The 12,387-nt window shown below is 66.4% G+C and carries 1 protein-coding gene; it reads right to left on the reverse strand.

The window, feature by feature from the left end:
• Positions 1–15: 15 nt before the first annotated feature.
• Positions 16–12,324 (reverse strand): amino acid adenylation domain-containing protein, encoded by a 12,309-nt coding sequence (locus Q7V20_RS05325; RefSeq protein ID WP_370652407.1) that lies wholly within the window; start codon positions 12,322–12,324, stop codon positions 16–18.
• Positions 12,325–12,387: the final 63 nt, after the last annotated feature.

Below are 12,387 nucleotides of genomic sequence, written 5' to 3' on the forward strand. Positions count from 1 at the left end.
GAAAAAACTTTTTCTTCATCGCCCAAGCAGGCGGTTGATCCAGCTGCTTTTGCCGGATGCAACCTCATCTGCGATGACTGGCGATGCGAGGTCGCCAGTCGCCTGTGCAGTGGCGGGGGGGGATGCCGTTTGCGGCGCAGCGAGCTGGCCCAGGTTCTCGAAAATCAGGCGCCGCACGCTCACGTTGACGCCGGTCCGGCGCCTGATTTCCGTGACGGCACGCATGGCCAGCAGCGAATGGCCGCCCAGGTCGAAGAAGTTGTCATCCAGGCCGATGTCGTTCTCGCCGATCAGCTCCTGCCAGACTTCGGCGATGGCCTTTTCCATGGGGGTGCTGGGGGCGGGTTTGCTGGACACTGGAGCGACCGAGCCGGATGCCGAAGCTGAAACCGCAGCCGGTTGGCCCAGGTGTTCCAGCAGGTCACCCGTGTGGTGGATCACCACGCGGCGTGCGTGGAGTTGCGACGCCAGGCTGGCAGGCAGTGGCTCGCCAGCACACAGGGCCAAGAAACCATCGCGCCCCGTCCAGGCTGCATCCACCAGGGCCTGCCAGGTGGCCGGGGTGGCCTGCATGGCATCGATCTCGTCACTGAGCTGCTGTTTCAACAGGCCCGTGTTGCGGCTCGCCTCTTCGGTGGACAGCACCACCTCGGCGCCCACCAGCAAAGGCAGCCAGAGATCCACGACCGACATGCCACTGCCCAAGGCATTGGCGGCCAGCAGCCTTTGTCCGGGCCGCAGGCCCAGCTTTTGTTCCAGGCCCAGCAGCAGGTCGATCACCTGGCGGTGGGACCAGGCCATGTGCCGGGCTTGACCAGCCGAGCCGGATGAACTGATCAGGCAGGCTGGATCTGTGGCGGTCGCGTCCAGGGATGGGTTCGGTGCAGGAGGGGTGGGGGGTTGGCTGCGCAGACGCCGTTCATCCAGGTCGATCAACAAGGTCTTGTCTCGGGGCCAGGACAGCGCCTGCACGGAGTCGGAGCGTCCGATGACCCAGCTCAGGCCGGTGTCCTGGATGGTGCTGGCGAGTTTTTCGCTGGCATCAAGCGGGTCCAATGCCACGCAGGCCGCGCCTGCCTGGAGAACGCCAAGCATGGCCCCCAGGAGATCTGGGCGGCGGGGCAGGCAGACGCCGACGAACTGGCCGCGGCCAATGCCTTGAGCCCGCAAGTAGTGGCTGATCTGGTTGGCCTGGGACCAGAGCTCGGCATGGCTGAGTGGCCGCTCGCCGGTCTGGCTGAGCGCAACGTTGTTGGACGCGGCATGCGTGCGTTGGCGCAGCAGATCGGGCAGCGTGGCGGGCGGGGCGGCTGGTGCTTTCTGTTCGCCGGGTGACAGGTCGTAGTCGCCCAGGGGCCGGTCGGGGTCTGTCACGACCTGACGCAGCAGCTTTTCAAGGCTGGCAGCGAAGACGCCGACGGTCGCCGTGTCCAGCACGTCGGCGTTGAAGGTGAAGACGAACTCGATGTGGTTACGGGTTTCAACACACCACAAGGCCAGGTCTTGCGCGGCGCCCAGCATGGGCGTGGGCATGCGCTGGTGATCGACATTGCCCCAGCGGGTCGTGCGCTCGCGCACGTCCTGGTAAGAGAAGGACACTTGGTGGATGGGCGGGCGGCTCAGGTCCCGCGGCACCTGCAGCGCTTGAACCAGGTGGTCGAAGGGCACGTCCGGGAAGGAGAAGGCGTCCACCACCTTGCGGTGGACCGAGGCCAGCCAACTGGAGAGGGACATGCCCGCTTGCGGTTGCATGCGCAAGGGCAGCATGTTGACGAAGAAGCCCATCAGTGGCTCCAGCGCGGGCTGCTCGCGGCCGCGCACCGGCGTGCCAATGACGAAGTCGTCTTGCTGGCTGACCCGGTGCAAGGCCAGGGCATAGGCCGCCAGCAGGGTGATGTACAGCGTGCGGCCTTGCTGCTGCGCCTGCGCGCGCAGGGCATCGGTGACATCCTTGGCCAGGTTGAACTGGAAGGAGCCGCCTCGGCCCGACATGAAGGGGGGGCGAGGGCGGTCCAGCGGCAATTCGATGGACGGGGGCAGGGGCGTGAGTTGTTCGCGCCAGTAGTCCAGTTGCCTTTTCAGCTCGGGGCCACTCATCCAATCCTTGTGCCAGGCGGCGAAGTCGCCATAGCTCACGGTCAACTTGGGCAGATTGGGCTCACGGGCTTCCAGGCAGGCGCTGTAAAGCTCGGGCAGATCGACGTACAGCAGGTCGAAGGACCAGGCGTCCCAGACCAGGTGGTGGGCCTGGAACAGCAGGCCGTGCTCCTCGGGCGCCAGGCGGAACAGGCGGGCGGTGAAGAGTGGCCCCTTCTCCACGTCGTAAGGGGTTTCGACCAGTTCGGCGATGACCTTGTTCATGGCCGGTTTGCGCTCGGCTTCCGGCAGGTGGCTGAAATCGTCGAAGGGAATCAGGCTGAAATCCAGGCTGGGCAGGATGCGCTGGACATCGCCCTCAGGCGTGCGTTCCACGACGGTGCGCAGCACGCTCTGGCGCTGAACCAGAAGCTGCCAGGCGCGGTTGAAGGCCTCCACGTTCAGCGGGCCCAGCAGGCGGTGGCCGGTCGGGATGCTGTGCACCACCGTGCCGGGGTTCACGTTCTCCAGGAACCACACACGCTCCTGCATTTGCGACAGGGGCGCCGTGGACTGGTCGGCCCGGATGGGGATGGTGTCCGCACCGGCACCGCTGGTCGGGGTGCTGGCGGGCTGGGCCTGTTTCAAGGCCACCAGGGCCTGGGCCAGCTTGGCGGGTGTCGGGTGGTCAAAGATCATCCGCAGGCCAGGGCGGTGCCCCAGCGCGCTGGCCAGGGCGGCGGACAGCTTGGCCGCCATCAGGGAATGGCCACCTTGCTCGAAGAAATGATCGTGGTCCTGCAAACGGTCGCGTCCCAGCAGCTTGCCCATCGCCTGGGCCACGGTGCTGGTGGCCTCGGCCAGGGGGCCGGAGGCTGCCACTGGGGTGGGTGCCGCCGTGGCAGCTTGCACCATGGGGGCGCTGCCCTTGGAGGCGGGCAGCGGCAAGGCCTTGCGATCGATCTTGTTGTTGGGCAGGAGTGGCAGCTTGGGCAGGACAAGGATGGTGCGGGGCACCATGTAGTCCGGCAAGGTCTGGCGCAGGCTGGCTCTCAGCGCGGCGCTGTCCAGGGCTGCGTTGCCTTGCGGCACCACGTAGCCGATGAGGGCCATGTCGCCTGGGCTGATTTCCGTCGCGGTCACCACGGCACGGGCCACGCCGGCCTGGGCTTCGAGTTGAGCCTCGATCTCTCCGAGTTCGATGCGGTAGCCCCGGATCTTCACCTGGAAGTCCATGCGCCCCAGGTGTTCCAGCTGCCCGTCTTCGCGCCAGCGGCCCAGGTCCCCGGTTCGGTAGATGCGTTGCGCCGGGCGCGGGCCCCAAGGCAGATTCACGAAACGGTCCGAGGTGAGGTCGGGTCGTCCGTGGTATCCCAAGGCGACGCCATCACCCCCGATGCAGATTTCGCCTTCCTGGCCAACCGGAACAGGCTGCATCGCTTCGTTCAGGATCCAGACCTGGGTGTTGTCGATCGGGCGGCCGATGGTGATCTTGGCGTTGGCGTCTCGCACGGGCGACAGCGTGGACCACACGGTGGTTTCCGTGGGGCCGTACATGTTCCAGACTTCGATGCCCTTGGCCAGCAAAGCGGTGGCCAGGGCCGGTGGCAAGGGTTCGCCACCGACCAGGGCGCGGAAACCGCGTGGTGGCTGCCAGCCCGCGTCCAGCAACAAGTGCCAGGTGGTGGGCGTGGCCTGCATCACGGTGACCTGATGTTGCGTGATCAGTGCCATCAGCGTTTCGCCGTCCATGGCTTCATCGCGCGTGGCGAGCACCACGGTGCCGCCAGTGATCAGCGGGAGCAGCAGTTCCAGCACGGCGATGTCGAAGCTCAGGGTGGTCACCGCCAGCAGTCGATCGCCCGCCTTGAAGCCAGGTTCCCGTTGCATGCTGCTCAGGAAATTGCAGACTGCGCTGTGCTGCACGGCCACGCCCTTGGGCCGTCCCGTGGAGCCCGAGGTGTAGATCACGTAGGCGGCCGCTTGCGTGTCGGTCATCGTGGGCAAGGAGGTGTCGCTGGCCGCGGCCACGATGGCGGCATCGTCGTCAAGCCGCAGCTGCGTGGCGCGCGGCAGGCTGCTGGCGTCGGCGCAGCTTGAATGCGTCACCACCAGGCCCAGGCTGGCGTCTTCGGCCATCATCTTCAGGCGCTCGGTGGGGAAGCCGGGGTCCATCGGCACGTAGGCGGCCCCTGTCTTGAGCACCCCGATCAGGGCTGGCAGCAGGTGGGTGCTGCGTGGCAGGCTGATGCCCACGCGCTGTCCCGGGCCTGCGCCACGGGCTTGCAGAACGCGGGCGATTTGATTCGATTGGGATTCGAGGGCGGCGTAGGTCAGGTGGCCTTCAGCGGTGATGACGGCCGTGGCGTTGGGCGTCAGCTTGGCCTGGCGCGACACCCAGGCTTCGATGCGGGCCTGAGGGGCCAGGGCGCGATCCGTTTGGTTCCAATCCAGCAGGCGCGGATCAAGCTGGACAGGGGCGGTGGTCGATCCGGGCGACAACAGGGCGATGAGCTGGTCAACCAGTTGTTGCGCCCGGCCCAGGCTCAGGTACTCGCTGCTGTGGTGGAGGTCGAGTGTGAGTGCATCGGCTTGTTCGTAGAAGTTGAAGAACAACTCGCTGAGCAGACCGGCTTTGCGGCCTTCGTGCATCTGCGCTTTCAGCGGTGCCCAGCCTGACAGGTCCACCTTCGGGTTGAGGTTGAAGTAGATGCTGCTCAAAGGTGGGCGGCTGCCTTCGGCCTGCAGGCCGAGCGCGCGTGCCGCGATGCCCTGCGTCATGAGGGGGTGTTCCATCGCGTCCATGAGCGCGCTCTTGACGCGAGCCATGCGAGACTTGGACGGCTCGTCGGCGGGCAATGTCAGACGCACGGGCAGGTCCAGCACGCCGTCTGCCAGCAGTGGCGCGTGGCGCTCAAGGCTTTGGGCCGCATACGGGATGCTGACGACGATGTCCCTCTGGCCGCTTTCCTGCGCGATCAGCTCTGCCACGGCGTTCAGCAGCCATTGGAAGAGGGTGGCGCCCTGCGCCTTGGCTTGCTCGCGCAATGTGGCCAGCTTGACGCCGTCCAGACGGGCCCGGACGGTGTCGGCCGCGAAGGTGCGCGCGCCTGTGGGCGTCTTGTCACCCAGCGACACGGGCTGCGGCAGGGCTTGCAGAACCTGCTTCCAGTGCGCGATGCTGGCTTGGCCATTGGCACCGTTGAAGCGCTTTTGTTCGCCCACCGCGAACGCCAAGGGCGAGCCGGGCTCGGCGGCCCAGGCGGGTGTCAATCCTGAAGCCCGCGCGCGGTAAGCCTGCGCCAGCTCCACGTTGAAAACGCTGGAAGCCCACCCGTCGAAGATGAGGTGGCTGGCCACGACATGGACCACCACGCGGCCATCGGCCAGATGGAGGATGCTGGCGCGGGCCAGGGGCGCCTGGTCGAGAGGGAAGTCAATCCCGTTGGCTTGGCGGCAGTGCTGGTCCAGCGCCTGATCGCTGTCGGCTTGGGCACGCAAATCGACCTCGGCCACGGGCACCACGGACTGAGGCTCGATGATCTGCCGTGGTTCATCCAGGTCGAAGCGCAGTTTGAAGGCGGTGTGCCGTTGCAGGACATCTTGCAGCGCGGCCTTCAAGGCCGGGGCATCCACCTGACCGGTCAAGGTGACGCAAAGAGACTCATTGAGCGCGCGCCGTGCTGCCGGGTCGTAAATCGCGGCCAGCCAGCGTTCGGTCTGCCCGGGTGTCAAGGGCGCCTCAAGGGGGGGCGTTGCAATCTCGGCCGCCAAGCCGCCGCTCGATGGAATGAAACCCAGGGCGATCAGCTCATCCAGTGCCTTGGTGAAGACCTCGATGATGCGGTCGGTGTGCGCATCGGTCATGCCTTCGGTGACAAAGTGGCCAAACTGTTCGTACAGGTGCAGGCCGTGGAAGCGGGCCAGGTAGTAGAACAGGCTGATGTTGGGCACGCCATCGTCCCATTGCAGGCGCCACAGCGAGGCGCAGTGCACGGCCTTGACCGGGGCGCCGCGCTGCGCAAAGGCCGCGTTCAGGCGATCGATCAGGCGCTGTGTGCGGCCATTGAGTTCGCGGTAGAACTCACGACCGCCGCGCTTGAGGTGCAGCAAGGTGGCGTGGGCTGCCGCCAGCGCCAAGGGGTGGCGCACGAAGGTGCCGGCGAAGTAGGTCACGCCAGCTTCGGGGTAGGAGTCGTCGCCGTATTGCCAGTGGCCACCATCCAGGGCATCCAGCCAGTTGGCGTTGCCTGCGATGGCGGCGAAGGGCAGGCCGCCGCCAATGACTTTGCCGTAGGTGGCGATGTCGGCGCGCACACCGTAGAACTCTTGCGCACCACCCGGGGCCACACGGAAGCCGGTCACCACCTCGTCGAAGATCAGGGCGCAACCAACCTGGTCGGCGATCTCGCGCAGGGATTTCACGAACTCGCGCGGTTGCACCGTGGGGTACTTGTTCTGGATCGGCTCGGTCATGATGGCCGCCAGTTCGGTGCCCCGTTCACGCAGCACGCGCAGCGAGTCTTCGCTGTTCCAGTCCAGCACCAGGATGTTCTCGACCGCGTTGGCGAGGATGCCGGGGGCGGCCGACAGCGAGCGCAATTGCTTGGTGCCGCGCACGATCACTTCATCAAAAATGCCGTGGTACGAGTTGGTGAAAATGGCGATGGTTTTGCGACCGGTCACGGTGCGCGCGATGCGCATGGCGCCCATGACGGCTTCGGAGCCCGTGTTGCAAAAGGCCACGCGCTCCATGCCGGTGAACTCGGAGATCAGGTTGGCGACATCGGCCGCGAGGGGGTGTTGTGGGCCCACTTCCAGGCCCAGCTGCAACTGTGCTTTCATGGCGTTGATCACGCCTTCGGGCTGGTAACCCAGCAGGTTGCCACCAAAGCAGGAGAGCAGGTCGATGTATTCGTTGCCGTCGATGTCCCACAGGCTGGCGCCTTGCGAGCGGTTGACAACGATGGGGTAGACCAGGTCTTTCCACAAGGGGTTGAAGCCGGTGACCACACGCGGGTCGGCCATGACCTTGCGGTTTTTCTGGCTGAAGGCTTTGGACTGCCCGGTGCGCTGGTTGTAGCGCTGGATGAAGTCGTCCACCCACTGGCTTTGGGCCGGTGTGAAATGGGTCTGGGCCTGCAGGGTGATGCGGGCCGAGGCGCCGAAGGGCTTTTCAACCAGTGAGGTCTTGGAGGGCTGGCCGAGTTCAGCAGGGGCGGCCGCTTGGGGTGCGGCAGGCGTGAATGGTGCAGAAGCCGGTGCGGCCACCATATTGGCCGGGGCCACGCTTTGACCCGACAACAAGGCCAACTGCTGGGCCATCAATTGCATCTGTTGCTGGATGAGCTGGTGCACGGCATCGCCCGCCACCGAGGGCTGGTGCGCCGTGAAGACCGCTTGGGCCATCGGTGCTGGCTGTGCAGCCACCGCGCTGACGGCTGGTGGGGCGAACTTGTCGGCAGGCAACTCTGCATCCAGGAACTGGACCAGTTTGGCCAGGGTGTCCAGGTCTTCCATCAAGCGGCGGAAGCGCAGCTTGATGCCGAACACCCGTTCCAGCTCCAGGGTCGCCTGAGTGAGCGACAGGGAGTCGAGGTCCAGGTTGACGAAGGTGGTGTCGCGGTCGATGGCATCGGCGGGAAGGCCGGAGACGTCACTGAGGATGCGCGCGAGTTCTTGTTCAAGGCGGGGCAGACGGCTCATGGGACGGGCATCCTCTTGGATGAGAGAAAGGGGGGCGGCCACGGCGCTGGTGGCGACGGGCTTGCGAGCGAACCAGTAGGTTTCGCCTTTGAAAGGGTAGCCGGGCAGGGCGATGCGGCGGGCATTGGCAGGCACGGGCCAGGCCAGTTCAACCCCGCAAGACCACAATGCACCCAGGCCTTGCAGGGCCCGTTCTGCAGGCGCGCCAGGCTCTTGGGCCGGGCCCAGCAAGGGCACCACGCGGGGCACTTCATGGCGCGCGTTGCGGTGTTGTCGCACCAGCGCGGTCAGGGCCTGGCTGGGGCCGACCTCCACGAACACCGTTTGATCGCTTTGGCCCAGCTCGGCCTGCACGGCGCGGCTGAATTGAACCGTGGCTCGCACCTGACGGGCCCAGTACTGTGGGTCGGTGGCCTCGCGCTCTTGCAACAGGGCACCGCTCACGCAGGAATACATCGGGATCGATGGCGCGCGGAGCTGGCTGCTGGCCAGAGCCTGTGCCACCCGCGGCAAGGCGCCATCCATGCTGGCACTGTGAAACGCGTGAGACACCTTCAACCGTGTGGTGCCAACGTCTTGCGCTTCCAGCCGCGTGGCGAGGTCGGTGATGGCTTCAAACGTGCCAGCCACGACGGTGAGTGCCGGGGCATTGGCCGCAGCGATTTCCACGCCGGTGGGCATCAGGCTTCTCACCAGGTCTGCGCTGGCGCGCACGGCGAGCATGGCACCAGCGGGCTGGTCGAACATGGCCTGGCCGCGGGCGATGACAGCGGTCATCGCATCGGCCACCGACAGCACGCCAGCGTGGCAAGCTGCGGCGTATTCGCCAATGCTGTGGCCAATCATGGCGTCAGGCCGGATGCCCAGGCTGTCCAGCCAGGCGGTCAGCGCATGTGACACGCAGAACAGCGCGGGCTGAGCGTGGCGCGTTTCGGCCAGCTGGGCGGCGGCTTCCGAGTCGGTGGGCAAGGCCTGGACCAGCCAATGGCGAAGGTTGGTGGCCAGTGCTTCAGGGGCGGCGGCCAGGCACTGGTCAAATGCCTCGCGGAAGGCGGGCACTTCGTCGTACAACTGGCGCGCCATGCCGGGGTGTTGGGAACCTTGTCCGGGGAAGAGGAAGACCACCCTGGGCTTGGCCAGCACCGCTTGCGCTGTCTTGAGCTGACGCAGCGAAGCCACGGCCCCAGCAGTATCTCGTGCCACCACGGCCACGCGGTGTCCCATGGGCTGCCGACCGCGTGACAGCGTGGCCATGGCTTCGTGCAGGGAGGTGTCGGGGTGGCGCTCCAGGTGGTCGGCCAAATCGCGCGCGCGCCGCAAGACCGCTTCGGCCGTTTTGGCCGACAAGGGCAAAAGGCTGAGCTGATCGGCCTGGCCCAACGAGGTGGGCTGGGGTGATTCTTCCAGCACCACGTGGGCATTGGTGCCGCCCACACCAAACGAGCTGACCGCCGCGCGGCGCACCTGCGGCCCGCGCGGCCAGGCGCGGGCCTGGGCCTGAACCTGGAAAGGCGTGTTGGCAAAGTCGATTTGCGGATTGGGCTGGCGGTAGTGCAGGGTGCCGGGGATGACTTCGCGGTGCAGCGCCAACGTGGCCTTGATCAGGCCCAGCACACCGGCCGCCGCCACCGTGTGGCCCAGGTGGCCCTTGATGGAGCCGATCTGGCAGAACTGTTTGTCGCTGGTGTCGCGGGACCAGGCCCGGCTCAGGGCCGCGATCTCGATGGGGTCGCCCAGCGAGGTGCCGGTGCCGTGGGCCTCGACATAACCGATGCTGCGGGCATTGACGCCAGCATGGTCCAGCGCCATCGCGATGGCCTCGGCCTGGCCACTGACGCTGGGCGCGGTGAAGCTGGCCTTGTCGCCGCCATCGTTGTTCAGGCCCACGCCCTTGATCACGCCGTAGACCGTGTCGCCATCGGCCAGGGCCTGTTTCAGGCGCTTGAGCACGACCACGCCGCCGCCACTGGCGAACACGGTGCCCGAGGCCTCGGCATCGAAAGGGCGGCAACGGCCATCGGCCGATTCCATGCTGCCTTCAACGTGCAGGTAGCCGCTGATTTGCGGCACAACCAGGGTGACGCCACCGGCCAGTGCCACATCGCATTGGCCTTGCGCCAAGGCATGCCAGGCTTGCGTGATGGCCACCAATGACGTTGAGCATGCGGTGTGGATGGACACCGCCGGGCCGCGCAGGTTGAGCCGGTTGGCCGCGCGCGTGGCCACGTAGTCCTTCTCGCTGGCCAGCATGGTGGCGAACTCGCCGTAGCGCTGGATCAGCTCGGGGTCTTCCAGCCGCATGGCAGGCAGGTAGCTGTTGTTGGCACTGCCTGCGTACACGCCGATGAGGTCCTGGCCACGGCTCGGGTCGATGGCGGCGTTTTCAAGTGCGGACCAGCACAGCTCCAGGAACAAGCGCTGCTGAGGGTCCAGCACGGTGGCCTCGCGGGCCGAGATGCCGAAGAAGGCCGCGTCGAAACGGTCGGCGTCTTCCAGCACCCCGCGTGCCGCCACGAAGTTGGGGCGGTTGCGCAGGTCTTGCGGCACGGATGGGTCCAGCTCGTGCGGTGCAAAGCGGCGGATGCTTTCGCGGTCGGCCAGCAGGTTGTCCCAGAAAGTGTCCAGGTCGTGGGCGTTGTCGGCCCGCACCGACATGCCGATGATGGCGATGCCGTCGTGGTCTTGCGGGCCGGTGGGTGCATGGCGGCGAGCTGGCGCGGCGGCGCCTTGCAGGCTGTCGCGCATGCCGGCGATGGTGGGCCGGTCGTACACCTCGGCCACCGATAGGTTCAAACCCAGTTGCTTGATGCGGCCCACGAAGCGCATCACCAGCAGCGATCGGGCGCCAGCGTCGAACACATTGGTGTCGTCGGCCAGGTCGCTCAGGCCCAGCAGTTCCTGCCAGGCACTGCGCAGGCGCTCGGCCACCGACAGCGTGGTGGGGTCGACGGCAGAAGCCTCCACCGCTGGCAGAGGCAGGCTGCGCCGGTCGATCTTGCCGCTGGGCGTGGTGGGCAGTTTGTCCAGCGCGATGAAGCGCACGGGGATCATGTAGTCGGGCAGCCGGTCGCGCAGCCATTGCCGCCAAGGCGCCAGCAGTTGCGACAGTGGCGGGCTGCCAGGGCGCAACACCACGTGGGCCACCAACTGGCGGCCGGAGCCGGGCACATCGGGCGCGGTCACGGCGGCATCTTGAACGGATTCGTGCGCCATCAAGGCCAGCTCGATGTCGCCGGGTTCGATGCGGAAGCCGTCCACCTTGAGTTGCTGGTCGATGCGGCCCTGGTAAGTCAAAACGCCCTCGGGGTCGCGGCTGACCAGGTCGCCCGTGGCGTACCAGCGGCCGGGCAGGCTGGCGGGGCTGTCCAGAAAGCGCTCGGCGCTCAATTCGGCCTGGCCCAGGTAGCCGTGGGCCAGGGTTTCGCCACCCAGCAGCAGTTCGCCGGTGTCGCTGTTGCTGACCGTGCCCGTGTCGGGATCGCGCAGGGCCAGCAGCACATGGGGCAAGGCCGTGCCAATGGGGGGAATGCCGGGCCAGGAGGCGGGCGGGCCGGCCAACTCGAAGGCGGTGACCACGTGGCTTTCGGTGGGGCCATAGTGGTTGTGCAAGGCTGCCTGAGGCAGGCGCTCGAACAGGGCGCGGATGGTGGGGGTGACCTGCAATTGCTCGCCGGCACTGACCACTTCGCGCAGGGCCAGCGGCGGCTTGCCTTCGCCATGAGCGTCTTCATCGGCCTGGGCCAGCATCTGCAGGGCGACGTAGGGCACGAAGATGCGTTCAACGCCTTGCGCTTGGAGCGCCTGGCGCAGCAAGGCCGGGTCGCGCCGGTGGCTGTCGGGGATCAAGACCAGCGTACCGCCGCAGGCCAGGGTCGAGAAGATTTCCTGGAAATGCACGTCGAAGGACAAGGGCGCGAACTGCAGGGTTCTGGCCGGCTTCCCCAGGCGTGGATGCTGCGCGTGCCATTGGATCAAATGGCGCAAGGGCAGGTCGCCCATGGCCACGCCTTTGGGCCGCCCGGTGGAGCCCGAGGTGAACAGCACATAAGCCAGGTCACTGGCGGCGGCATAGGGCAGGCTTTGTGGGGCGGCGACCGCGCCCAGGCTTGGCATGGTGCCGACCAGCTCTTCCAGGGCCGACAAGGCGCCGGGTTCACCCACCACCGCCCGTGGCTGTGCATCCGTCAACATGGCTTGCAGGCGATCGGCCGGGTAGCTCAAATCCAGCGGCACGTAGGCCACACCCGCTTCGACGGCTCCCAGGATCGCGATCAGGGTGTCGATCGAGCGGGTGGCAGCGATGGCGATTCGGTCGCCAGGCGCCAGTCCAGCCGCGCGCAGATCGTTGGCCTGCTGATGAACCTTGATCGACAAGTCGCTGTAGCTCAAGCGAAGCCCAGAAAACTCCAAGGCAATGCCTTTAGGGTTCTTGTCAGTGGCCACTCGCAACCAGTGGCTCAGGGCCGGGGGGGTTGTGACATTGCTACTGCTGGGTATTTCTTGTGTGGCCATGGGCACCATCGTCATCAACCGAAAGAACATCGGCAAAACAAAATCGACCCGAGGGCCGAGAGTGTTTCAAGGGGTATTTTGAAAATCATACGA

The organism is Aquabacterium sp., from assembly GCF_030652515.1.
Lineage (GTDB): Bacteria > Pseudomonadota > Gammaproteobacteria > Burkholderiales > Burkholderiaceae_C > Aquabacterium.